The 22,437-nt window shown below is 54.0% G+C and carries 26 protein-coding genes; 4 read left to right on the forward strand and 22 right to left on the reverse strand.

The genetic code is table 11. From position 1 onward, the window contains the following. Positions 1-215 precede the first annotated feature (215 nt). The 7 genes from AADJ04_RS02960 to AADJ04_RS02990 form a co-directional block, all read right to left on the reverse strand. A complete protein-coding gene (locus AADJ04_RS02960) occupies positions 216-1,325 on the reverse strand; it encodes a chemotaxis response regulator protein-glutamate methylesterase (RefSeq protein WP_066696542.1) in 1,110 nt (369 codons plus the stop codon). Positions 1,326-1,340: 15 nt separating this feature from the next. Then, entirely contained in the window at positions 1,341-2,084 is a 744-nt protein-coding gene (cheD, locus tag AADJ04_RS02965) for a chemoreceptor glutamine deamidase CheD (protein ID WP_198846530.1), read from the reverse strand. A 33-nt stretch (positions 2,085-2,117) separates the two neighbouring features. Then, positions 2,118-2,966, reverse strand: coding sequence for a CheR family methyltransferase (locus AADJ04_RS02970; protein WP_142084074.1), 849 nt, complete (start codon positions 2,964-2,966; stop codon positions 2,118-2,120). A gap of 158 nt (positions 2,967-3,124) precedes the next feature. After that, positions 3,125-3,613 carry a chemotaxis protein CheW gene (locus AADJ04_RS02975; RefSeq protein WP_066696544.1) on the reverse strand — a complete coding sequence of 163 codons (489 nt, stop codon included), beginning with the start codon at positions 3,611-3,613 and terminating at the stop codon, positions 3,125-3,127. Positions 3,614-3,651: 38 nt separating this feature from the next. Beyond that, positions 3,652-5,772: a chemotaxis protein CheW gene (locus AADJ04_RS02980; protein ID WP_198846531.1), complete on the reverse strand. Its 2,121-nt coding sequence runs from the start codon at positions 5,770-5,772 to the stop codon at positions 3,652-3,654. Between the two features lie 38 nt (positions 5,773-5,810). Further along, on the reverse strand, positions 5,811-6,173 hold the full coding sequence (locus AADJ04_RS02985) for a response regulator (RefSeq protein ID WP_044402276.1): 363 nt from the start codon (positions 6,171-6,173) through the stop codon (positions 5,811-5,813). A 49-nt stretch (positions 6,174-6,222) separates the two neighbouring features. After that, positions 6,223-6,669, reverse strand: a complete 447-nt coding sequence (locus tag AADJ04_RS02990) for a hypothetical protein (RefSeq protein ID WP_066696546.1) — start codon at positions 6,667-6,669, stop codon at positions 6,223-6,225. Positions 6,670-6,850: 181 nt separating this feature from the next. Here AADJ04_RS02990 and AADJ04_RS02995 point away from each other — a divergent pair, with 181 nt between their 5' ends. After that, on the forward strand, positions 6,851-7,957 hold the full coding sequence (locus tag AADJ04_RS02995; RefSeq protein WP_341238699.1) for an ATP-binding protein: 1,107 nt from the start codon (positions 6,851-6,853) through the stop codon (positions 7,955-7,957). A 1-nt stretch (position 7,958) separates the two neighbouring features. Next, positions 7,959-8,588, forward strand: coding sequence for a response regulator transcription factor (locus tag AADJ04_RS03000; protein WP_207373443.1), 630 nt, complete (start codon positions 7,959-7,961; stop codon positions 8,586-8,588). Between the two features lie 60 nt (positions 8,589-8,648). Here AADJ04_RS03000 and fliR read toward each other — a convergent pair whose 3' ends face one another. The 13 genes from fliR to fliF form a co-directional block, all read right to left on the reverse strand. Beyond that, a complete protein-coding gene (gene fliR / locus AADJ04_RS03005) occupies positions 8,649-9,419 on the reverse strand; it encodes a flagellar biosynthetic protein FliR (protein WP_207373442.1) in 771 nt (256 codons plus the stop codon). Positions 9,420-9,437: 18 nt separating this feature from the next. Next, positions 9,438-9,707: a flagellar biosynthesis protein FliQ gene (gene fliQ, locus AADJ04_RS03010; protein WP_142083364.1), complete on the reverse strand. Its 270-nt coding sequence runs from the start codon at positions 9,705-9,707 to the stop codon at positions 9,438-9,440. A 15-nt stretch (positions 9,708-9,722) separates the two neighbouring features. Further along, positions 9,723-10,514, reverse strand: coding sequence for a flagellar type III secretion system pore protein FliP (fliP, locus tag AADJ04_RS03015; protein WP_082758812.1), 792 nt, complete (start codon positions 10,512-10,514; stop codon positions 9,723-9,725). Further along, the gene (locus tag AADJ04_RS03020) at positions 10,507-10,848 is read right to left on the reverse strand and encodes a flagellar biosynthetic protein FliO (RefSeq protein WP_082758813.1); all 342 of its coding nucleotides are present in this window, start codon (positions 10,846-10,848) and stop codon (positions 10,507-10,509) included. Before AADJ04_RS03020 ends, fliP begins: the two co-directional genes overlap by 8 nt. 7 nt (positions 10,849-10,855) lie before the next feature. Then, entirely contained in the window at positions 10,856-11,302 is a 447-nt protein-coding gene (fliN, locus tag AADJ04_RS03025) for a flagellar motor switch protein FliN (protein WP_066696581.1), read from the reverse strand. Further along, a complete protein-coding gene (gene fliM / locus AADJ04_RS03030) occupies positions 11,292-12,296 on the reverse strand; it encodes a flagellar motor switch protein FliM (protein ID WP_044402257.1) in 1,005 nt (334 codons plus the stop codon). The genes fliN and fliM overlap by 11 nt, the downstream gene beginning before the upstream one ends. Positions 12,297-12,314: 18 nt before the next feature. After that, positions 12,315-12,896, reverse strand: coding sequence for a flagellar basal body-associated FliL family protein (locus AADJ04_RS03035; RefSeq protein WP_240485387.1), 582 nt, complete (start codon positions 12,894-12,896; stop codon positions 12,315-12,317). A 181-nt stretch (positions 12,897-13,077) separates the two neighbouring features. Then, positions 13,078-14,259, reverse strand: a complete 1,182-nt coding sequence (locus AADJ04_RS03040; RefSeq protein ID WP_341238700.1) for a flagellar hook-length control protein FliK — start codon at positions 14,257-14,259, stop codon at positions 13,078-13,080. 70 nt (positions 14,260-14,329) lie between these two features. Continuing rightward, positions 14,330-14,794, reverse strand: coding sequence for a flagellar export protein FliJ (gene fliJ / locus AADJ04_RS03045; RefSeq protein ID WP_341238701.1), 465 nt, complete (start codon positions 14,792-14,794; stop codon positions 14,330-14,332). Between the two features lie 20 nt (positions 14,795-14,814). Further along, complete coding sequence (gene fliI / locus AADJ04_RS03050) at positions 14,815-16,209, reverse strand: flagellar protein export ATPase FliI (protein ID WP_341238702.1); 1,395 nt, start codon at positions 16,207-16,209, stop codon at positions 14,815-14,817. Further along, complete coding sequence (locus tag AADJ04_RS03055; protein WP_198846609.1) at positions 16,199-16,942, reverse strand: flagellar assembly protein FliH; 744 nt, start codon at positions 16,940-16,942, stop codon at positions 16,199-16,201. The genes fliI and AADJ04_RS03055 overlap by 11 nt, the downstream gene beginning before the upstream one ends. Then, a complete protein-coding gene (fliG, locus tag AADJ04_RS03060) occupies positions 16,926-17,921 on the reverse strand; it encodes a flagellar motor switch protein FliG (protein ID WP_341238703.1) in 996 nt (331 codons plus the stop codon). The genes AADJ04_RS03055 and fliG overlap by 17 nt, the downstream gene beginning before the upstream one ends. Before the next feature lie 29 nt (positions 17,922-17,950). After that, entirely contained in the window at positions 17,951-19,636 is a 1,686-nt protein-coding gene (gene fliF, locus AADJ04_RS03065) for a flagellar basal-body MS-ring/collar protein FliF (RefSeq protein ID WP_341238704.1), read from the reverse strand. 174 nt (positions 19,637-19,810) lie between these two features. Here fliF and fliE point away from each other — a divergent pair, with 174 nt between their 5' ends. After that, a complete protein-coding gene (gene fliE / locus AADJ04_RS03070; RefSeq protein ID WP_341238705.1) occupies positions 19,811-20,122 on the forward strand; it encodes a flagellar hook-basal body complex protein FliE in 312 nt (103 codons plus the stop codon). A 104-nt stretch (positions 20,123-20,226) separates the two neighbouring features. Here the strand turns inward: fliE and AADJ04_RS03075 are convergent, their stop codons facing one another. Together AADJ04_RS03075 and fliS are read right to left on the reverse strand one after the other, a co-directional pair. Continuing rightward, positions 20,227-20,550 (reverse strand): flagellar protein FliT, encoded by a 324-nt coding sequence (locus AADJ04_RS03075; protein ID WP_341238706.1) that lies wholly within the window; start codon positions 20,548-20,550, stop codon positions 20,227-20,229. A gap of 8 nt (positions 20,551-20,558) precedes the next feature. Next, a complete protein-coding gene (gene fliS, locus AADJ04_RS03080) occupies positions 20,559-20,963 on the reverse strand; it encodes a flagellar export chaperone FliS (RefSeq protein ID WP_198846539.1) in 405 nt (134 codons plus the stop codon). Between the two features lie 472 nt (positions 20,964-21,435). Between fliS and AADJ04_RS03085 the strand changes: the two genes are divergently transcribed. Next, the gene (locus AADJ04_RS03085; RefSeq protein ID WP_341238707.1) at positions 21,436-22,299 is read left to right on the forward strand and encodes a flagellin; all 864 of its coding nucleotides are present in this window, start codon (positions 21,436-21,438) and stop codon (positions 22,297-22,299) included. The last annotated feature ends 138 nt before the right edge of the window (positions 22,300-22,437 follow it).

A 22,437-nucleotide genomic window follows, 5' to 3' on the forward strand; every position in this document is an offset into this window, starting at 1 on the left:
ACTTCTTCAACCAACCCCGCCGCACCTAGAAACATGCCCTCTGTGCAGCGAAGCCTTCGATCATAGCAGAGATTTTGAGAGGAATGCAAACATCAGATGCATTTTGCGAATGCGGAATTGGCAACAGAAGAAGCGCCAGACGAACTATCGCGCAAAAGTACTAGATAGAGCCACCCACATCAACAACCCTCACAGCCAACTGACGAGGCAGCAATTCAAATACGATGCAGCACCCGGTCTGGTGAGCCACGCAGCCGAGCGAGCAGCGCACCCGCAATTTGACTCAAGGGTAAGACTTCGTCAGCCGCGCCATGTGCAATCGCCTCTCTGGGCATGCCGAAGACGATGCAACTGGCTTCGTCTTGTACATAGTTATAGCTACCAGCGTCCTTCATTTCACGCATGGCCGCTGCGCCGTCATTGCCCATACCGGTCAGCATGATGCCAAATGCGTTTCGCCCCACCACCGCTGCAGCGGACTTAAAGAGTACCTCAACAGAAGGCTTGTGCCTATTGACTGCAGGGCCGTCGTCCACCACGGCAACATAGTTCGCGCCACTGCGAGCAACATGAAATTGCTTTCCCCCGGGAGCAATATAGGCATGACCTGGGAGGATTCGTTCTCCATTTACCGCTTCTTTGACCGTAATCTGACACAGACCATTGAGCCTGGCGGCGAAGCTCGTCGTGAACCCTGGAGGCATATGCTGGGTGATAACAATGGCGGGCGAGTCAGCTGGCATCTGAACCAAGACTTCTTTGATTGCCTCAGTACCTCCGGTAGACGCACCGATACAAATCAGTTTCTCGGTTGAAAGGCGCCCGAGCAAGCCTCCGGGAGATGCAGATGTAACGGAGGCACCCACGGGATGCAACGGAGCAACAGCAACCGGGATATCTCGAACAGCGCCCCTGCGCACATGAGCCACGGCGGCAATACGAATTTTGTCTACGATCTGCTCCGCAAGATCGTTCAACCCACTTGCCAAACCCACCCTAGGCTTTGCCACGAAATCAATCGCCCCCAGTTCGAGCGCCTTCATAGTGACCTCGGCTCCACGCTCGGTGAGAGTCGAAATCATGACAACTGGCATAGGGCGCAGACGCATCAGACGGCCCAAAAAATCAATGCCATCCATCCGCGGCATCTCAACATCCAGCGTGATGACGTCTGGATTGAGCTCCCGAATCATTTCTCTGGCAATCAAGGGATCATTCGCTGTCCCTATGCACTCCATGTCCCTTTGGCGATTGATGATTTCGGCGAGCAAACTACGCACCAAGGCAGAGTCATCGACCACTACCACCCGAATTTTTTTACTCATCGAACCAACCCTCAATCAAAACAAATCCACCGATCCACCAGAATTACTTTTCGCGACGAGTACAGCATTACCCCGCACTTCTTGTGCAACATCTGGGTGCGCATGGGCCAGTCGCTTGACCATTGCTTTTCCTGTGACTGGAAAAAACACAACCTTCCGCGGATAAATATCCAGCACATCCTCTGACACGATGGGGATTCTCTCAGTATGAAGATAATTGAGCACAAAATTTGTGTTTCTTTCACCCACATTCATCGTGGTGAAATTATGCATAACTTGCGCACCACCAAATATCTTTGCCTGCATTGTTTCACGCCGAGCTCCAAGCTTCAGCATTTCGTTAATTAAAACCTCCATCGCATAAGAGCCATATCGCCCTGAGGCATCTGCCATATCACCATCGGGCAACATGAAGTGATTCATACCTCCGACACGGGATCGACTATCCCACAGACATGCCGCGATACAAGAACCCAAAACAGTCATAATAACCAAGTTCTCAGCTGACACGAAGTATTCACCAGGTAATACTTTTACCGTGTTATGCTGAAAATGGTGATCAAGATAAAAAAATGAAGCCTCTCCAGGGCGCCTTGGACGAGCTTTCAATTCCTCTAGAGAAGAATTTTTCACACTCATCACAGAGGAGGAATACACATCAGAACTAAGGGGTGCTATTCTGGGTGCACGACGCCGCTCTAGACCTGCCCCAGCACCACTAGAAGCAGAAGAGGATGTGCTTAATCGATTATTGGTCATGGGACAGTTTGAGAGTAGTCTCACCAAACAGAGTCAGCGCCGCTCGTAAACCGTTTTTCCGCGCAGGACAAACAGGTCTTTAGACTCGCTAAAATTTTCCGCATGTCCCACAAATAGAAGCCCTCCAGGCTTAAGGACTCGATGAATTTTTTCCAACACTCTTCTCTGAGTTGCGGCATCGAAATAAATCATTACATTTCGACAAAAAACCACATCGAAGGGCTCCTTGAATGGCCAGTCGTCTCGAATTAAATTGACACTCATAAAGTCAATTAAACGCCTTAATTCAGGCTTAACTCGCACCATCCCTGCATTAGAAGCCTTACCTTTCAAGAAAAACCTCTGTAGTCTTTCCTGGCTCATCCCCTTCATACTATCTATTCTGTAAACACCATTTCCGGCTGTAGCTAGGACTTTGGAGTCAATATCACTAGCTATCAGTTTGAAAGGGGGATTGTTCCCTAAAGCCTCACATGCAGTCATCACTATTGAATAGGGCTCCTCACCCGTAGAAGCGGCATTGCACCATACCTTCCAGGAAGTTCCCGACGGCTTGCTACGCAGGTGAGACGCGAATATTTCGAAATGATGCTGCTCGCGGAAAAAAGCAGTCAGATTGGTTGTCAATGCATTGACAAACTCTTGCCACTCAGGTCCGTCATTAGATTCAAGCCAACTGAGATAGTCGCTGAAGCTGTCGTGACCTGTTTCCCGGAGTCTGCGGGAGAGTCGGCTGTACACCATGGCGTGCTTACCATCATGTAAGCTGATTCCAGCACGCTTGTAAATAAGGCCTTGAACTCTTGCGAAATCTGCGTTTGTCCAAACAAACTCTCTACCTTGCGCAAGAGGCCCCGTAGGTGCGATGACGTTCGCATCCATCTCTGAGCGATGCGAAGAAGAGCGGTTAATTTTTATGGAATGAGTGGCTTGGGACATGAGTTCATCCAAATAGAAAATCTACCAATGCTCAAATTCAAAGAATCTGTGGCCAACCTATTGACTCATGCATCCTATGCCACGCAGCAGAAGCTTATGGTTCACTCATCATTTGCGGCCAAACCCATATCCGCGTTCGACATTAATTTTTCGATATCAAGCAGGATCAGCATTCTCTCCCCAACAGATCCCAATCCAAGAATACATCCATTATCAATTGCACTCTCAACATCAGGGGCAGATCGAATATTTTCAGCGGACAACTCCATCACATCACTGACAGAGTCAACTACGATTCCAACAACACGGTCACGCAAATTTAAAATTATTACAACCGTAAAACTATTGTAATCCGCCTGAGCACAATTAAATTTAAGCCGCATATCCACGATAGGAACGATAGTTCCGCGCAAATTCACGACACCCTTTATAAAAGCAGGTGCGTTTGCAATACGGGTTGGCTGCTCATACCCTCGTATTTCTTGCACCTTGAGTATGTCAATGCCATACTCCTCCTGATCCAATCTAAAGGTCAGATATTCGCGAGCACCAACATGCACGTTTTCAGAAATTTTAGCAACGAGACTCATAAATACTCCTCAGGACCAGATATTTCAATCAAATCCCCTCAATGCCTAGCACGGCGAACTAGCCCACCAATATCCAAGATCAAAGCAACAGTGCCATCACCCAATATTGTTGCACCCGAGACATTCGGAACTTTGCGGTAATTCGATTCCAAGTTTTTAACAACCACTTGGTGCTGCCCCAATAACTCATCCACCAGCAGAGCAACACGGCTTCCATCCGCCTCAACAACCACCATAATGTTGCTAGTTTTATTCAAATCGAATCTAGGGACTTGGAATATCTTCTCCAAAGCTATCACAGGCATATATTCGTCACGAACTTTCACCAGCTGCGATCCTTGGGCAACCGTACTAACGTCATCCGGATTCACTTGGAATGACTCCACCACGGACGAAAGCGGCAGTATGTAGACTTCCTCTCCCACTCCGACTGACATACCATCCATAATTGCAAGGGTCAGTGGCAGGCGCACCGAGACCTTCATCCCATAACCTTCCGCCGAATCAATCTCCACCGATCCATTCAATGCAGCAATATTTCGTTTAACCACATCCATTCCGACACCACGGCCAGATACGTCAGTGACTTCATCTGCCGTCGAAAATCCAGGAGCGAAAATCAGCTGCCACACTTCAGAGTCAGGCATCTGTTCGGATACATCCATTCCCCTCTCCAAGGCCTTCTTGAGTATCTTTTCGCGTGACAGTCCTTTGCCATCATCACGTACGTCAATCACAATAGAGCCCCCTTGATGGGAAGCAGACAGCGTGATAGTTCCGTGCTCAGATTTCCCCTTTGCTAAGCGTTCTGCAGGTAGCTCAATCCCGTGGTCACAGCTATTGCGGACCAAATGGGTAAGAGGGTCAGTAATCTTTTCAACCAGTCCTTTATCCAACTCAGTCGCCTCACCAAGAGTGACAAGCTCTACCTTCTTGCCCAGCTTGTTTGCCAAGTCCCGTAACATACGAGGAAAACGGCTGAAGACTATCGACATAGGAATCATCCGGATGGACATCACAGATTCTTGCAAATCTCGAGTGTTTCGATCCAAATCCGCCAGTCCCGCCAGTAACTGCTGGTACGCACCAGCATCCAAACCACGGCTATTTTGAGCCAACATCGCTTGGGTAATCACCAATTCACCGACCAAATTAATGAGCTGATCCACTTTATTCACTGCAACGCGAATAGTGGTGGACTCCATCTGGGCTTGTGTGGAAACCTTAGGTTCAACCGCCTTCGTCACTACAGCAGTTTTTACTTGTGGAACGCCTTCCGCAGAGGGCGCACGTGGAGGCAGCGGAGCGGGGGCTCCGGGCGCGTCGCTGAAGAAGCCATAAGCCACTTCCGAAGCACCATCAATTGGAGACGCTCCAACTTTCGCTGCGTCAACGAAGCGGACTTGGTCCTTGGACACATGGAATGCGAACAAATCCAGTAAATCATCAGTAGAAGAGGTTGTTTCTACTGCAAATACGCGCATACCGGGGATCGAAGCGGGTATGTCTTGGATAGTGCCCAAGCCCGCGATATCACGGAACAGATCCTTGATAGCGTCTGCTTGCTCTGTGCGATCTAGTGGACCCACATGAATTTCCAGCTGCCGCAACTGGCCAGGCACGTGAGGGGCCAACGCGGGTGCTGCAGCTACTGAAACAGGAGACGGCTCAGGGTTCACGGGTACTGGCGCATCCTGTGCGCGCACTGGAGCAACCTCCATATCGGTTGGTAGAAGTCCTGCAGCCAGATCACTGATTCGCTTCACCAAAGCAGTCGTAGAAACTGCCTCTCCCTGGCCTCCTGCTTGATGGCGGGCAAGCAAGCTCCGTGATGCATCTGCGGACTCAAGCAAAACATCAACCATTTCTGGAATAGGTTGCAACTCGTGCCGACGCAGTTTGTCCAACAAGGATTCCATCTGATGAGTTAGCTCCGCTACATCAGAAAACCCAAAGGTCGCAGCACCGCCCTTGATGGAATGAGCACAGCGGAAAATTCCGTTGAGTTCCTCATCGTTAGCATTACTGAAATCTAAATTCAGGAGCATTTGCTCCATCTGATCAAGATTTTCCCCCGCCTCTTCGAAGAAGATTTGGTAAAACTGACTCAGATCAAAATCAGCGCCTGATCCAGATCCTTCTTGGTAATTTTCTGCCATAGTTGGCTCCTAATTGGTAGCTGTGATTTGAAGCCGTGTTAACGGATTACCTTCTGAATGACCTCAATTAACCTATTGGGGTCAAAAGGCTTCACCAGCCACCCAGTCGCACCAGCAGAACGCCCCGCCTGCTTCATCTGATCGCTGGACTCAGTCGTCAAGATCAAAATCGGGATAGTTTTGAATTTGGGGTGTTCGCGCAGTTTGCGCGTAAGCCCAATCCCATCCAAGCGAGGCATGTTCTGATCTGCTAAAACCAAATGGATGTCATGGGTTTCCGCCTTTTCAAGGGCATCTTGCCCGTCCACCGCCTCCACTACGTGATAACCCGCACCAGTTAAGGTGAAGGACACCATTTTTCGCATGGATGGTGAATCATCTACGGCAAGTATTGATTGCATGTAAGGCTCCAACTGACTTGAATATTTAGATTAGCCAATCACGTAACGATCAAAATAAATCGACGGAACCAGCATCCATTTCGCTTTGAGTTACAGGGTTGGGTCTATCAGGGGCCATTTCAGCGAACGGGGCAGCCTCCTCACCCTCTTCATGTCCCATGGCCTCCGAAGCCAACCGAAAGGCACAGCCCTGCAGCACTTTGGTGGTGTGCCAGATCAACTGAGATGCCATGTCCTGAAACTGCAATTCTGTGACCGCACTACGCAGCGCATTTCTTACAGCAAGCAGCTCCGGCGAATCAGCAACAAAAGAATCTGTCAAAACAGCATTGGCCTCGCCAAATCTTTCGAGCAAGTTGTCTGTTGCATGACTAAGCAATCCCTCCAATCGATGTAGGTCGTGCATCACCACCAGCAAAGAGTCTTGCAGTTCGGCTGCCACCATGACAGGGACTTGAACCCCTGGTCCATCAGGCGTTGTTAGCGTAGATTGCATCGTCTCTCCATCGCAAAAATCAGCAGCAAAGCACTAGTGCCATCACAGAAGCCTGCGTTGATTTGAGATTTACACAAAGTAAACCCAATTACCCGCGAACCATTGGACGCTCACCCACCAACCCTCTCAACCGGACAAACACCCTTGTTTGTTCCAAAATGTATCCTATGATACCCCTCCTATGGTCAAGATAGCGTCAGAGCAACGCCTTCGCGTACTACATCTCGAAGACTCGCCCGCCGACCAAAGTTTGGTGCGCCGCATCATGGTTAAGTCGTATCCATTGGCGGAGGTACTCCATGTTGATTCACTGGAGGCATTCCTTGATCGGTTACATCAAACTCACATCGACATCATCCTAGCGGACTACCGGCTCAACGGATTTACAGCGCTTGATGCATGGCAACATGTTGTGCAATTGCCTAATCCCCCCCCGTTTGTGCTGCTTTCGGGGGCGATAGGGGAAGCTGCTGCGGTGGACGTCATGCGGCTGGGGATTTCAGATTACCTCTTGAAAGATGACATAGCCCGCCTCCCCCACGTCGCGGCGAGAGCACTGGAAGTTCATCAGGCAAAGAAAGAGCGTGCATTGGCGGTTACTCGCCTCGCAGAGTCGGAAGCACAACTGGCTGCACTGACAGAACATCTCCAAACCTCCATTGAGCATGAGCGCGCTTGCATTGCAAGGGAAATCCACGACGACATAGGCGGAGCCCTGACAGCTGTCAAATTTGACATCGCGTGGATTGGTAGACATGCTGATACGCCAGAGATGAAAGAGCATGCCTTAGCTGCGTCTGAAATGCTGCAACACGCTATCGGAGCCAGCCAACGTATCATGATGAACTTGCGCCCGCCCATCCTTGAGCAAGGCCTGGTCGCGGCGGTTCGCTGGCTAGCCAGCGGTTTTGAACGAAGAACCGGCGCATCAACAACGGTGCGCGTGGCAAACGAACAAATGCAAGTAACTTCCGACGTGCAACTGGTGGCTTATCGCACGACCCAGGAAGCTCTCACGAACGCCGCAAAATACGCAAGTCCCAGTAAAGTGGTGATTGACCTGTCAGATCGCGAAGGCGTTTTGACATTGGAAATTGCAGACGATGGTTGCGGCATGTCCCCCGAAATGCGCATGAAGCCCAAAGCTTTCGGGTTGAAAGGTCTGCAAGAAAGAGCCCGCACGGTGGGAGGCTGGCTAGACATCAGCAGTCAGCCTGGAAAAGGGACATGCATAACGCTGACAGTTCCAATCACAGCCACTGCGGCTCATTCAACAGAAGAGTTCTAAAGTGATTAACGTCGTTCTCTGTGATGACCACGCTGTCTTGCGTCGGGGTATTCGCGATACATTGATGGAAGCACACGACATTACTGTGACAGGCGAAGCGGGCAGTTATCCTGAGTTGCGGGAGGTTCTGCGCACATCACCCTGCGACGTTTTGCTCTTGGACCTGAATATGCCAGGGCGCAGCGGGCTCGAGGTGTTGGCAAGCCTGAAGGAAACCAATTCCGAAATCAAAGTTCTGATAGTTTCTATGTACCCGGAAGATCAGTATGCACTGCGCTGCCTCAAGGCTGGAGCGCAAGGCTACGCTAACAAAGCGGGTGATCCCATGGAACTGATTGCAGCGGTACGAACGGTGGTGCAGGGACGAAAGTACCTCACAGCAGAAGTAGCCCAAATGCTCGCTGAAAGCGTGGCGCAACCCAAACTTGAAACACCACATTCAGCACTATCCGAACGTGAGCTGCAAACTCTTATCAAAATTGCTTCAGGCCGCCGTCTCTCTGACATCGCGGAGGAGCTTATGTTGAGCCCCAAAACAGTGAGCGTCTACCGCGCCAGAGTTTTGGAGAAACTGCAACTCACCAACAATGCTGAGTTGACGGTTTATGCCATACGCAATCAGCTGGTCTGACCCGCCACTGGATCGAAGACAAACACCTTGGTAACAAGGCCCAGATAGTGCTGTCGATTACTACCGTTGGGCTGCAAAAATATCCATGGCCTGCTGCATCAGCGTGAGCATGGGCTGCTCCAGCATGGGCAGGGTGGCGGTGATGCCCAGCATGCCCACGGTCAGCGTCACAGGGAACCCCACCGCATAAATGTTCATTTGCGGCGCTACTCGCGAAATAACGCCCAAGGTAAGGTTTACGAACAGCAGTAGCGCAATCATAGGCAGCGCAATCCATAAAGCACTGGAGAACAGCGAAGCGCCCAGCTCATACAAGCGCATCTGATTTAAAGCTGCTAAAAAATTCCCATTCACGGGGAATCGCTCAAAGCTCTTCACTACCGCCAGAACTACCAACAAGTGGCCGTTGATCGCAATGAACAACAACATTGCGATATTTCCAAAAAAACGGGCCACTGCACTGACTTGGGCATTGCTGGTGGGATCGAAAAATGATGCGAAATTGAGCCCCATCTGGAGGCCAATGATTTCTCCAGCCAACTCTACAGACGAGAACACCAGTCGCACGGCGAAGCCGATTGCCAACCCTACAACCACCTGCTGCACAACGACTCCGATGGCCTCACGTCCGTTGATATCGACAATCGGTTGTTCAGGCAGGATCCCTTGCGCGCACACTGCCACCAGAAAAGCCAAGCCGACCTTCGCCCGCGTGGGTATCACACGCATGGAGAAAATAGGAGCTACGGTAAAAACAGCCAGAACGCGTAAAAAAGGCCAAAGCACAGGAGACAGCCACGCCATCAACTGTGCCTCGTTGAAAGTAATCACGACCCTGAAATCCTTGTGCTAACCAACCACGGAAGGAATCGATTCAATCGTTCTGCGCAAGTAATCCACCAAGGTGCTAATCATCCACGGCCCGGCGATGGCAAAGACCACCATAGCGGCGATCAGCTTGGGCACAAACGCCAGCGTTGCCTCCTGAATTTGTGTGACCGCTTGAAAGATGCTGACGACCAAACCAACCGCCATCACGACTCCTAACACAGGCATGGAGATCATGAGCAGCAAGGTCAAGGCATCTCGCCCGAGGGTCAAAACCATTTGGGATGTCATGCCAGAACCTCTCAATCAAGTAACGAAACTGGCTGCCAAAGAGCCCAAAAGCAGGTTCCATCCGTCAGCCAAAACAAAAAGCATCAGCTTGAATGGGAGTGCGACCAACACCGGTGACAGCATTATCATGCCTAGTGACATCAAAATGCTGGACACCACCATATCAATCACCAAAAACGGTATGAAGATCATGAATCCAATCTGGAACGCTGACTTCAACTCACTCGTTACAAACGCAGGTACTAAAACGCGCAAGGGTGCCGTTTCTGCTGTCACCTCTGGATTGAGACGAGCCAGCCGAGAGAAAAGTGCGAAGTCTGATTGGCGTGTTTGCTTCAACATGAATTCACGCATGGGTGCTTCGGCTTTTTGCAAAGCCTGCTCAAAGCCCAAAGTGTTGTTCGTATAAGGTAAATAGGCTTCTTGATAGACACGATCTAGCGTCGGCCCCATCACAAACATCGTCAAGAAAAGCGATAGACCAATAATCACCTGATTTGGTGGAGCTGACTGGGTACCGATAGCCTGCCTCAACAATGACAAGACAATCACGATACGGGTAAAACCCGTCATCAACAGAAGTACCGCAGGCAAAAAAGACAGTGCCGTGAAAAATAGCAATGTCTGAATAGGCACAGAGTAGCTATTACCACCTGAGCCCGTTCCTATTAACACGGGTAAGGCTCCTGCTGCCGTCTGTGCTGCGGCCACGGAGCTGAACAACACTCCGACCGTCAGGACGACGACTCCGGCCCCAGCCGGCAGCAAGGCTTTAAGCCAACAACGACCGAGGGACAGATTAGCCATCTGACTCTTTCGGCATCGATGCGCGAGCCATCTCTTGTGCGAAAGATGCGGGCTGCTGCTCCGGTGAGGCAGGGACCGGAGTAGAAAATAAGCAGTTGATATGTTGAGAGGTCACACCTAAGACCAGTAAGGTGCGAGAGTGCTCAGGCCCAACCTCCAGCGTCACAACTCGCTGCTGAGGTCCCACCGCTACGGTAGAGACGATTTTGGATGCAGTGATCGCTCCCCCAGCAATACCTCGTGATGCTTGACGCTGCTGAGCCCAGCGCACTACCCATGGCAAACAAGCCATTCCGGCAATGAACAAAACCACCACGCCCAGTGTTTGCGCCATATTTGGGCTATCCACGGCTAGCTCGCCTCAGCCGCTCTGAAGGGGTCACCACATCGGTGAGACGAATACCAAACTTGTCATTCACCACCACGACTTCACCCTGGGCAATCAAGTACCCGTTGACCAGCACATCCATGGGCTCACCGGCAAGAGCGTCCAGCTCCACAACGGATCCCTGTGCGAGCTGCAAGATGTACTTGATGGGGACTTTGGTACGTCCCAACTCCACAGAGAGCTGAACAGGAATGTCCAACACCATATTGATGTCGTTGACCGGGGCATCGTTGCTGCTGGAGAAAGGACGCACGGGTTCACCAGACAACGGTCCGCCCTGCTCAGCATCTCCCGGTGCGTTGTCGCGCTTTTGTTCCTCAAGCGCTTCGGCCCACCCCGCAAACGGATCGTCTGCGGCGTCGGCGGCATTGTTGTCATTGTTGTTTTCTTCAGTTGACATCTTTTTCTCCAAGCCAGCTCATATCCGCATTGCGCAGGCATTCTTCGATGCGAATTGCATATTTCGAGTTGTGCGTCCCATACTGACATTCAAAAATAGGAACACCGCCGATCGATGCCTTGATGCGAGGCTCGCGATCCAACTCAATGAAATCTCCGGGTTTCATGGCCAACAATTGCTCCACAGTGGCATCTGCCTTGGCCAACTCGGCCACCAGCACCACTTCGGCAGCTTGAATTTCCCGGGTCAGCACTCGAACCCAACGGCGATCCACTTCGATGGAGTCACCTTGGGTAGATGAATAAAGCACATCCCGGATCGGCTCCAGCGTTGCGTACGGCATGCAAACGTGGATGGCGCCTGAAAGATCACCAATTTCCAATTGAAAAGCCGTCGAGACGACAATCTCACTGGGCGTGGCGATATTGGCAAACTGCGGCTGCATTTCAGACCGCTGGTACTCCAGTTCCAATGGATAAATACCATGCCAAGCCTTTTTGTATTCGACACAAATGACATCAACCAAGCGGTTGATCACACGCTGTTCTGTGGGTGAAAAATCACGGCCCTCAATACGAGTCTGAAACTTTCCCACTCCGCCGTATAGCGTGTCGATGATCCCAAAAACGAGCGAGGGCTCACAGACGATCAAACCGCTACCGCGCAAAGGCCTGATAGCAACAATATTAAAGTTTGTGGGAACCGCTAGCTCACGCAGGAACGCGCTGTAGCGCTGCACAGCCACCGTTCCGACGGAAATTTCAGGACTCCTGCGGATGAAGTTGAAAAGCCCAATACGAAAATTACGCGCAAAGCGTTCGTTTACGATTTCCATCGTGGGCATACGCCCACGAACGATACGTTCTTGACTGGAAATGTCGTAATTTCGAACAGATCCAGCCTCTGCAACTTCTTCTACGGACTTCTGGCTTTCACCAGTGACACCTTCAAGAAGGGCATCAACTTCTTCTTGCGACAGAAATGAATCACTCATACATGACTCCTAGGCGTGTCACTGAATGATGAAGTTCGAAAAAAGCACACGTTTCACAGGATTCTTCTCCGCCCGGATACGGGCAGCGCGATCCTCCGCTTCTTCATCCTCGGAATCCCCAGGAGTACGCTTCTTGGGAATGGGCACATTAAACCCCAACGGTTTGGACACTTCTCGATGAATGTCACGTGCGAGCTTTTCCTTACCCTCTCGTTGAAGCAGCTCCTCAGAAGTGCGTTGGGATACCAGCATCAAGATGCCGCTGCGAATAGAGGGCATGTATTGCTTGACCAAATCCGCAGTTTTGGCATCAGCCACCTCCAGGGTGATACCAATCTGCGCAAACCGTTCCCCCCCTGGGTCAGCCAGGTTAACCACCATATTCTCAATGGGAAGAAACGTCGGGGGCGTTTTAGCACTCTCTTTGGCCGCAACAGGCTCCTCGACCTCCTCGTCCTTCGGGTGAGAGCGGCTAGACAACAACCAGGCGGCAGCGCCACCTGCCACCACAAGCAAGGCAACCACCACGATGATGATGATCATCATCTTCTTGCTTTTGGGTTTCTCCTTGGCCGGAGCGGCTGGGGCGTTGGCAGACACGGGTCGATTCCTTGCTGTGTGGGGTGAGCCAACCATGCACGTTGTGACGGTGGCAGGCTACTCACTTAAATTGTCGGATGATCAGGCGACCGATAATAGCCAGAATAAAAGCCCAAACACATGGCTGTATCACACCTCATCTGCCCATGACTCGCAGGTCTGGGCGAGACACGGAAAGCCCTCACACAAAGACATCAATCGCACCGCGCCCAGTTTGGATGTGATTTGCTCGCACAGAAATACCTTCAGCAGCAACCACCGTGGTCTGCCCCGCCTTTGGGGGATGCCCCTGAGACGGCTCACCACTGGAGCGTCCATCACGTGCAGACGTGCCCACGCTTGCACCTGACAGTACTAAACCCTGCCCGCGCAACATCTCACTCAATTGCGCCATGCTGGCATCCAGCAGCTGCCTTGTCTGCTCCTGGTCGCTGCGGAACGCGACCTGGGCCTCGTTGCCCGAGAGCGTAACGGAGACTTCTACAGGCTGCCCATCCCTGGAAACCGTCATTTCTGCGCTCTGCACCTTCTGGTTCACCCAATATGTGACTTGCTCTGCTAGCGCATCCTCTGCGGCAAAGGGAGCCATCGCGTCAAAGGAAGCTGCCTCCCCGGCAGGTAACGGAACCTCAACTTGAGCTCCATCCTGAGCGCCTTCATTACCAGCGCCGGTGTTACCCAAGTCCGACAGCCGCGCGGGTTCGCTCCCACGTTCAGGTACCAGAGGAAGAACCTGTCCGTTCAGGACGGAAGTGTCCTCTCCTTCCATCAATCCCAAGAACGTGGGAGAACTACCCGCTGCGTGCACCCCAACAGCCGAAAGCCCTCCCGCCTCTCGCAGTGAAGCCACAGATGAAGTAGCCAAGGCAACAGACAAGCCATCTGCAGCACTTGCGAGAGTTTTGGCAAGGTCACTTGACAACCCTTTGGTCAGCAGCATGCTTGCACCTGCACTCAAAGGCTCACCCCGCTGCGCCAACGCCGCAGTTGCACGAGTGCCGACGGGCCTCCCCAGGCTAAGAGCAGATGCAGCGAGGTCCCCGTCCTTGACATCGCCAAGCCTGTCCAGCGCAGTGGTTTGAGCAACCAAACCGCCATCTGGAAGATCCATATTCCAAGAAAGCCCTGCACCCCCACCTTCTGTAGACAGTGACCGAGCGCCCAAAAGGCTACTTGCCGCTACTCCTTGCATTTGCATAAGCATCCCAGGGTCTGTTCCCTGAATAGCCACTAAGCCAGCGTCCTCCGGCTGGAGATCCAAGCGTTCATCAGCTTCTGGGCTTTGCTCCAGTGCAGCCATCAGCGCCAAAAAACCCCCTTGTCCGGCGGCCTCTTGAGCCGCTTCGTCGGAAGGTTTGGCCATCGTCTTCCCACGCACTGGCGCGCTCCCCCCTTGTGGTGAGTGAGAGCTTCCAACTCGAGACTGTTCCATTTCAACCCTCCTGACCCGAAAGTCCAATCGCATTACTGTGGTACTTGATCGCCGCGCGCTCGTCCGTTTGCTTCTGGTCACGCCGCGCTTGCTGCAGTTCGATCTCTTTGCGACGCGCTGCCAACACTTTTCGCAGGCTCGCCAGCCGCAATTCGGCGGCCAGCACTTGGCGTGAAGCGGCCTCGATGCGCTGCATATGGTCTGCCACCACACCAGACTGCAATCCAGCTGCGTGCCCAAGTCGCCCCATGAATTGGTGATGGTGATACATCACCTCCGGCTTAAAGCTCGCGCCCTCTTTCGCACCCCAACGCTCTTGTATTTCTTCTGCATAGCCTTCCAACTGAGACAGCTGTCCCTGCGCGGCCTGACACGCAGCTTGTGCGTTTTGGAGAACTTGGCGCGCATCATCGCGCTTGCGCTCCGCAACACTCACGGCAACCATCAACGCTTTCAGCACAGACATCGCGTATCTCTTTATGAAAGCTAACTCTCAAGTACTGCCGCCATGGCCGCAATACTCTGATCCATAGAAGCAGCGTCAAACATGTCTTGCTGCAGGCACGCTGCCATCTGCGGCTGCAAGCGTATGGCTTCGTCCAATGCAGGGTCAGAGCCGCTCATGTAGGCCCCCACTTGCACCAGATCACGACTTTTCTGATAGCGGGAGTAGACAGCACGAAAGCGACGCGCTAGATCGAAATGCTCACGCGACACCACGTTGTGCATCACACGGGATGCCGACTGCTCGATATCAATCGCCGGGAAATGACCTGACTCCGCGAGCGCCCTGGATAAAACAATGTGTCCATCGAGAATGGCGCGCGCTGCGTCTGCAATCGGATCTTGCTGGTCGTCACCTTCAGACAGCACGGTATAAAACGCTGTAATTGATCCCACTCCATGCAATCCATTGCCACTGCGCTCGACCAATTGAGGCAACTTCGCAAAACAAGATGGGGGATAGCCTTTGGTGGCTGGCGGCTCACCAATGGCCAGCGCAATTTCTCGCTGCGCCATGGCGTAGCGGGTCAGCGAATCCATCAGCAGCAGCACATGCTTGCCTTTGTCCCTGAAATGCTCAGCCACCGCAGTGGCATAGGCTGCTCCTTGCATGCGCAGCAGAGGTGGCGCATCAGCGGGGGCAGCAACCACGACAGAGCGGGCACGACCATCTTCACCCAAAATATCTTCGACAAACTCCTTGACCTCGCGCCCCCGCTCGCCAATGAGTCCCACCACGATCACATCCGCACGGGTGTAACGGGCCATCATTCCAAGCAATACGCTCTTGCCAACCCCAGAGCCCGCGAACAGCCCCAGACGTTGACCACGCCCAACCGTCAACAACGCGTTGATCGCACGAACGCCAGTATCCAAAGGCTCCCGTACAGGATCCCGATCCATGGCATTGATCTGACGACGATCCATGGGTTCCGCCACCACATCCTGCACGGGCCCCCCATGATCCAGCGGAAGCCCCTGTGCATCCACCACACGGCCCAGCAACCCATCGCCCATCGGTAAGCGCAAGACACCTGCGCGTGCTACAGGCTTGGCGACCTCCCCTAGTCGAGGGGGCGGAATGTAGGGCGCGGCAGGCGTCACGCTGGCGCCACTGGACAGACCATGAATGTCGCCAGCGGGCATCAAAAATGCCTTGTCGGCAGAGAAACCTACGACCTCTGCCAGCACTGGGGTATGTCCAGGCATCTGAACCATGCACTGCGAGCCCACGGGTACCCGAATTCCTGCCGCCTCCAATACCAAGCCCGTCAGGCGCGTCAAGGTCCCGCGTGTCTCCAGAGGCACGCCGGCACGGACACGCTCACGAGCATCACTCATGAAACGCTCCCAGGAAGAAGCAGGCTCAATTGCCATGGCTATCGGCCTCTTGTTTTGCCTCTTGCCAGGGGCTCTGCAACCCCAGCGCCGCTACAGCCCTCTCCCAACGCTTGGATACCGATGCATCCACCACTGTTCCGCCAGACTCAACCAAGCAGTCTCCCGATGGAACTGCGGCATCGGGGAGCCACTGAACGGAGGCGCTTTCGGTCATAGCTTGCAAGGGCTGCTGAACTGCAGCCAAGTCTGCAGGATTGAGCCGCACCACGGCAGGGCGACCTTCTGCAATCAGCATGGAAACAGCCTCTCGCACCGCAGGCAAAAGAACCTGCGGGTTGCAAGAGAGCTCCTGCCGAACGACCTGACGAGCAATATCGCACGCAAGAGCCAACACATCCTGAGCCATTTGCTGCTGCATGCCAGCCATGGAGGACTCCATGGACCTTGATACAGACAGCAGACTTTGGGCCAATTCCTGGCCTTGCTGGGCAACATAGTCGTCCATGCGACGCTGCCACTCCAGAGCAGTCTCAGCCTGGCCCTGAGCAAAGCCCTTGGCGTAAGCGTCGTCGCAGGCTTGTTGAACCAAGGCCAACTGCGCCGCCTCATCAAACACCGGCTCTTCGGGCAAGGCCACGGGTTCTGGCTCAGGCTCCGGTGGCAGCAGGTCGGAGCCATCCACCGCACCGAACTTCCATTGCGTGACAGCGCCCACCTCCTCACTGGGGATGAAGCGTGAGTAATGTCGATGATTAGACGAAGGCATCATCACCACCACCAGCAATCACAATCTGGCCTTCGTCCGACAGACGACGCACGGTCTTGAGAATTTCCTTCTGCTGCGCTTCCACTTCCGATAGACGCATGGGGCCACGCGACTCGAGATCCTCACGTAGGGCCTCGGCAGCGCGGGAAGACATATTGGAGAGGAATTTTTCGCGCAACTCCGGTACTGCGCCCTTGAGCGCAACAATAAGGGTTTCGGAAGCGACTTCCTTGAGCACGACCTGGATGGATTTGTCGTCCAGCTTGAGGATGTCCTCGAAGACAAACATCTTGTCCATGATCTTCTGGGCCAGGTCGGGGTCGTAACCACGGATGGACTCGAGCACCACAGCATCCATGTTGCCGCCCAGCAAATTGATGATTTCTGCGGCCGCCTTGACACCGCCCAAAGAGCTCTTGCGGATCTTGTCTCCGCCCGCAAGCACTTTGAACAGCACTTCGTTCAGATCTTTCAAAGCCGTTGGCTGAATACCTTCCAGCGTCGCCACCCGCAGCAACACTTCACTGCGCTGACGGTCCGACAACTGCTGCAGGATGCCTGCGGCCTGCTCGGAATCAAGATGTACAAGAATGGCGGCAACGATCTGTGGGTGCTCATTGCGCAGCAACTCTGCCACCGACAACGGGTCCATCCACTTCAGGCTTTCAATACCTGAAACATCTCCACCTTGCAGGATTCGGTCAATCAACAACGATGCCTTGTCATCCCCAAGGGCACGGCGGAGCACAGAACGAACGTAATCGCCCGTGTCAGAAACCAAGAGGCTCTGCGCAGAAGCAGCGTCAGAGAAACGGTTAATCACGCGGTCAACCTTCTCGCGCGAGACCGACTTCATGCGCGCGATAGTCTCTCCGAGCTTCTGCACTTCTTTAGGCGAAAGATGCTTGAATACTTCCGCAGCCTCCTCTTCCCCAAGAGACATCAGCAGAATCGCCGCGTCGTTCAGACCTTCTTCATCCATGAGACATCATCCATTCAGTCACGAGTGCATCAAGCGGCATCGCCGTGCACCCAAGTTTTCAGGATATTAGCCACAGCCACCGGATTGGCCTTGGCCAATACCCGAGCCTCTTCCAGCCGGAGTTGCTCTGGCGTGACCTCCACAACCTCATCCTTCTTGGTGGGAGCAGGGAGTGCAGGCCGATCTGGCTCATCCGCTTCCAGCGCGCTGAGCTGACCACCGGCCACAGGAACTGCTTCAGCAGGTTTGGCCGTGCCCTTCAGTGCAGGCCTTACCAATCCCAGCAGAACCAAAGCGGCAAACAACACGGCCCCCAAAGGCCAAGCAAAGGTTTTAGCCAACTCAATCGTCTCAGGCTGCTTCCACAGTGGTACAGCAGGTGCTGGAGTCTCAGAACTCAGGAAAGGCGTATTCATCAGATTCACGGAATCTCCACGCTCCTTGTTGAAGCCAATGGTTTCACGCACCAAACCGGTCATCTGTTCGATCTGCTCAGGGGTAAGCGGCTTGGGTGATGCGCCACCTTTCTCCTCGGCCAGGGCTTGATAGTTGACAACCACAGCAGCACTCAGGCGCTTGATGGCCCAGTTATTACCACGGGTCACCTTCACCGTCTTGTCCACTTCGTAGTTGGTGGTGGACTCGCGCTTGCTGGTGCTTTCCCCGGCCCCCTGTTGCCCACCCGCTGTGGGCGCCGGATTGGCTCCATTGACAGGCGCAGCAGACGGAGCGGGCGGCTGATTGGCCACAGCGCCAGGCACACCCGTTGCAGTTTTATTGGCAGTACCGCTGCTCTCAAGCACCTGCTGGCTACGAATGGCGCCAGAGTCTGGGGTCTGGTTGGGGCGGAATTGCTCTGAAGTCGATTCTGTTCGGCTGAAGTCCAGCTCTGCGCTGACCTGGGCCTTGACATTGTTGCGCCCAACCACAGGCTCCAAAATCTCCATGATGCGGCGAGCGTACTGCTGCTCGATCTGCTGCACGTACAACAGCTGTTGAGCATTAATGCCTTCTTCCCCCGCAGCATCGGGAGACTGCGACAACAGCTTGCCTGTGTCGTCCAGCACACTGACCGCCGAAGGGGCAAGCTCTGGGACGCTGGAGGCAACCAGGTGAACAATGCCTGCCAACTGGGCTCGATCCAGTATGCGCCCCGGATGCAAACTCACCAAAACCGATGCCGATGGTTTTTGCTGCTCCCGGAAAAAACCGTTCTGATTGGGCAGCGCCAGATGCACCCGCGCCCCCTGCACTGATGACAGCGCCTGGATGGAGCGCGTCAATTCACCCTCCAGCCCGCGTTGAAAGTTGAGCCGTTCCTGAAACTGCGTCATCCCAAACCGGTTTGTCTCCATCAACTCAAATCCGGTCACCGAACCACGGGGTAAGCCCTGCGTAGCAAGCCGCAGTCGCACATCGTGCACCCTCTCGGCGGGGATGAGGATTGCCCCGCCCCCATCCGCGTGCTTGTAAGGCACGTTCATTTGCGACAACTGGGCAACGATGGCTCCACCATCCTTATCGCTCAGGTTGGAGAAAAGTACTTTGTAGTCAGGCTGACGGCCCATCACCATGGCTGCAACCGCAGCAACCACCAACAACGCGATGCCAGCACCCAGGCGCATGCGCTGACTACGGTCCAGCGCAGACAACCGCTGCAGCCAATTGGGGCTCGCAGGAGGAGGTGTAACAGGGACTTCAGCAACAGCAGACATCTTGCTTTCCAATGTGAGAGGCTCGGCAGAGACCTAGCGTTGGGTCGATTATTGGGGGGAGCGCCACACCATGTTGACCAGATAAGCCGCGCATTTGTCCATCTATTTCACAGGATGGCTCGCTACGCCCTCGATAGGATCACAGCGTACCTCAATCCCTTTACGGACACTGCCATGGACCTTCGCATCTCCAGTTCCACCGCCCCCTTGTCGGGCGCCGGCCTGGCGCGCCGCGCTGCCATGCCGCAGTCAGAGGGTAACGAAGCTGGCTTCTCCAGCGCGCTGAAGGGAGCGCTACAGTCGGTGAGCGCAGCGCAGAATCACTCTTCCGCTCTTCAAAGAGAAGTCCAGATGGAAAACCCCTCCGTGAGCCTGGAGGAAACTATGGTCGCGATTCAGAAAGCCCAAGTTGGCTTCCAAGCGACTCTGCATGTGCGCAATCGCATGGTGCAAGCCTATACAGACATCATGAACATGCAGGTCTGACAAGATAAGTTCCGCCCTCTCGTCGCAGCACAAATAAAAAAGCGCTTGCAATGCAAGCGCTTTTTTATTTGGAGATCACATCCCCCCGCCACAGGGGGGATGCGTCAATGCATCATTTGAGGCTGCCCCTCAAACAAGTGCTCAAACTGGGCAAGCCAAGGCTCAGCAAGGCAACGAATCTGGGCATCGTTGCGCAAAATACGCTGCATGATGCGGGTTTTCTCACGGCGTTGCTCAGGCAGCAACTCGTGCTCCTGCGACTTGAAACGCAGCTGCTCGATCAGCACGGCACAGGCGCCCTCATAGCGCACCACACCATCCCAATCCTTCAGTTTCGCAGCTTCCAACATTTTTGCGCTGCTGTCTTCGATGGCTTTGTAGTAGTCCATCAGCATTTCAGGCCCAGTTTTATCAATGATTGTTGGCATGTTCCGACTCATGTGTGCACCTGGTTTCCAATCTCGCTCCATCCGTCCATCACGGGCTGTAGCGCATTGAGCACTTCATCTATCGCGGTCGCATCATTCTGTGCGTTGGCCTGGGTGAGACGCACAAGGCAGTACGAATACAGTTTGTGCAAATTCTCTGCCAGCGCACCCCCGGCCTGCATATCCAAGCCGGAAATCAGGCCCTCGTCCAGCAAGCGAGCAGCCTTGCTGATAAAGCGCACCTTGGCAGTCACATCTTTACGCACGATGGCATCCTTCGCAACAAGGAGACAGGTTCGCAGTTCCGTGAACAGAAGCCCGATCAACTGGTGGGGCGAGGCGCTCATGACCTGGGAATTCAAGTCCACCTGCCGGTAAGCAGCAGATGCTCTGGCGCTGGGATGGGAGTACATGTGAAAACCTTCCATTTCTTGGTGTGCTGAGCCAGTTATCGGCAAGTACCGCCCCAAATTAAGACTCCGATCGCAAATAAGCACTCTGACAGCAAAAAGGCATTGGCACGATTCAACGCTCCGTGTACATCTGTGGATTCAGGCGGTCGACGGCGCAAATATTCGCGATCGCGCAGCTGTTGCTGCTTTTTACGCCTTGCAGCCCGTCCTTATCCACAGCGCCCACGTCCGCTTGAATCGTACAAAACATGCCCAAACCGACCCGATTCTCCACGCTTGAGCGGCCATGCCATCTCACGAACAAGCAGCCAAAGCGCTGCCATGTCCGGCCTTTTTGATCTGATCACCCTAAAGTTTCCCGCCCAGCACCCGAAAACTCCATCAACGAGCATCGAGTGACTCGTTGCCAGATGCGCATAGGGCACAACTGGCACTGGATAAGAGCTAAACTTTCCTCCAAGGAGCTTTCCCCATGGCCATGACCATCAACACCAACGTTGCTTCTCTCAACGCCCAGCGCAACACCGCCGCCAACAGTGCGAGCCTGAGCACCACCATGCAGCGCCTGTCATCGGGCCTGCGCATCAACAGCGCCAAGGACGACGCTGCCGGCCTGGCCATTGCCGACCGCATGAACACCCAGGTGCGCGGCATGAACGTGGCCGTGCGCAACGCCGGCGACGCCATCTCCCTGGCGCAGGTGGCCGAGGGCGGCCTGTCGGGCATGAACGATATGCTGCAACGCATGCGCGAACTTGCAGTGCAGGCCTCCAATGCCACCAATGGCTCGGGCGATATCGCCAAGCTGAAGAACGAATATGACCAATTGGGCAAGGAACTCGGCCGCATGCTTGATGCCACCCAGTTCAACGGTGAGAAGATCCTGAACACGAATGCTAATTATGTATTCCAGGTCGGAGCCAATGCTGGTGCAGAGAACCAGATCACCATTGCATCCGGCGATATCAGCTTGAGCGGTATCACTGATTTCACCAACGTCATGGGCGCCGGCGGGACAGCAGCTCCAGCGTCTAGCCTGGATACCGCAGTTGCAGCCGACAACACCGCCATCATCGGCGCCCTGGACAATGCAATTTCCGCGGTGAATGACCGCCGTGCCTCCTTAGGCGCCCTGCAAAGCCGGTTTGAAAACACCATCAGCTACCTGCGCACGGCCAGCGAGAACCAGTCCGCCGCCCGTGGCCGCATCATGGATGCGGACTTCGCCGCAGAAACCGCCAACCTGAGCCGCACACAGGTCCTGCAGCAGGCCGGCACCGCGATGATTGCCCAGGCCAACCAAGCGCCACAGCAAGTGCTGGCCCTGCTGCGCTGATGGCAAGCCCTGCAAGGCAGGCCTGAGAACCAAGCCGGGGGACCACAAGCACCCGGCTTTTTTCACTTTTCAACGCAAATAGCGCGGCGTAAGATGGGCCCACAAAGCCCGTCGGCAAACCACTTCACCTGGCACAGG

The organism is uncultured Acidovorax sp. (genome assembly GCF_964021665.1).
Classification (GTDB): Bacteria; Pseudomonadota; Gammaproteobacteria; order Burkholderiales; family Burkholderiaceae_C; genus Acidovorax; species Acidovorax temperans.

What these genes read in the sequence shown, in the direction of transcription:
- AADJ04_RS02960 (WP_066696542.1), bottom strand. Translation starts at nt 1,325, where the DNA reads ATGAGTAAAAAAATTCGGGTGGTAGTGGTCGATGACTCTGCCTTGGTG.
- cheD (WP_198846530.1), bottom strand. Translation starts at nt 2,084, where the DNA reads ATGACCAATAATCGATTAAGCACATCCTCTTCTGCTTCTAGTGGTGCT.
- AADJ04_RS02970 (WP_142084074.1), bottom strand. Translation starts at nt 2,966, where the DNA reads ATGGATGCGAACGTCATCGCACCTACGGGGCCTCTTGCGCAAGGTAGA.
- AADJ04_RS02975 (WP_066696544.1), bottom strand. Translation starts at nt 3,613, where the DNA reads ATGAGTCTCGTTGCTAAAATTTCTGAAAACGTGCATGTTGGTGCTCGC.
- AADJ04_RS02980 (WP_198846531.1), bottom strand. Translation starts at nt 5,772, where the DNA reads ATGGCAGAAAATTACCAAGAAGGATCTGGATCAGGCGCTGATTTTGAT.
- AADJ04_RS02985 (WP_044402276.1), bottom strand. Translation starts at nt 6,173, where the DNA reads ATGCAATCAATACTTGCCGTAGATGATTCACCATCCATGCGAAAAATG.
- AADJ04_RS02990 (WP_066696546.1), bottom strand. Translation starts at nt 6,669, where the DNA reads ATGCAATCTACGCTAACAACGCCTGATGGACCAGGGGTTCAAGTCCCT.
- AADJ04_RS02995 (WP_341238699.1), top strand. Translation starts at nt 6,851, where the DNA reads ATGGTCAAGATAGCGTCAGAGCAACGCCTTCGCGTACTACATCTCGAA.
- fliQ (WP_142083364.1), bottom strand. Translation starts at nt 9,707, where the DNA reads ATGACATCCCAAATGGTTTTGACCCTCGGGCGAGATGCCTTGACCTTG.
- fliP (WP_082758812.1), bottom strand. Translation starts at nt 10,514, where the DNA reads ATGGCTAATCTGTCCCTCGGTCGTTGTTGGCTTAAAGCCTTGCTGCCG.
- AADJ04_RS03020 (WP_082758813.1), bottom strand. Translation starts at nt 10,848, where the DNA reads ATGGCGCAAACACTGGGCGTGGTGGTTTTGTTCATTGCCGGAATGGCT.
- fliN (WP_066696581.1), bottom strand. Translation starts at nt 11,302, where the DNA reads ATGTCAACTGAAGAAAACAACAATGACAACAATGCCGCCGACGCCGCA.
- fliM (WP_044402257.1), bottom strand. Translation starts at nt 12,296, where the DNA reads ATGAGTGATTCATTTCTGTCGCAAGAAGAAGTTGATGCCCTTCTTGAA.
- AADJ04_RS03040 (WP_341238700.1), bottom strand. Translation starts at nt 14,259, where the DNA reads ATGGCCAAACCTTCCGACGAAGCGGCTCAAGAGGCCGCCGGACAAGGG.
- fliJ (WP_341238701.1), bottom strand. Translation starts at nt 14,794, where the DNA reads ATGTCTGTGCTGAAAGCGTTGATGGTTGCCGTGAGTGTTGCGGAGCGC.
- fliI (WP_341238702.1), bottom strand. Translation starts at nt 16,209, where the DNA reads ATGGCAATTGAGCCTGCTTCTTCCTGGGAGCGTTTCATGAGTGATGCT.
- AADJ04_RS03055 (WP_198846609.1), bottom strand. Translation starts at nt 16,942, where the DNA reads ATGATGCCTTCGTCTAATCATCGACATTACTCACGCTTCATCCCCAGT.
- fliG (WP_341238703.1), bottom strand. Translation starts at nt 17,921, where the DNA reads ATGGATGAAGAAGGTCTGAACGACGCGGCGATTCTGCTGATGTCTCTT.
- fliF (WP_341238704.1), bottom strand. Translation starts at nt 19,636, where the DNA reads ATGTCTGCTGTTGCTGAAGTCCCTGTTACACCTCCTCCTGCGAGCCCC.
- fliE (WP_341238705.1), top strand. Translation starts at nt 19,811, where the DNA reads ATGGACCTTCGCATCTCCAGTTCCACCGCCCCCTTGTCGGGCGCCGGC.
- AADJ04_RS03075 (WP_341238706.1), bottom strand. Translation starts at nt 20,550, where the DNA reads ATGCCAACAATCATTGATAAAACTGGGCCTGAAATGCTGATGGACTAC.
- fliS (WP_198846539.1), bottom strand. Translation starts at nt 20,963, where the DNA reads ATGTACTCCCATCCCAGCGCCAGAGCATCTGCTGCTTACCGGCAGGTG.
- AADJ04_RS03085 (WP_341238707.1), top strand. Translation starts at nt 21,436, where the DNA reads ATGGCCATGACCATCAACACCAACGTTGCTTCTCTCAACGCCCAGCGC.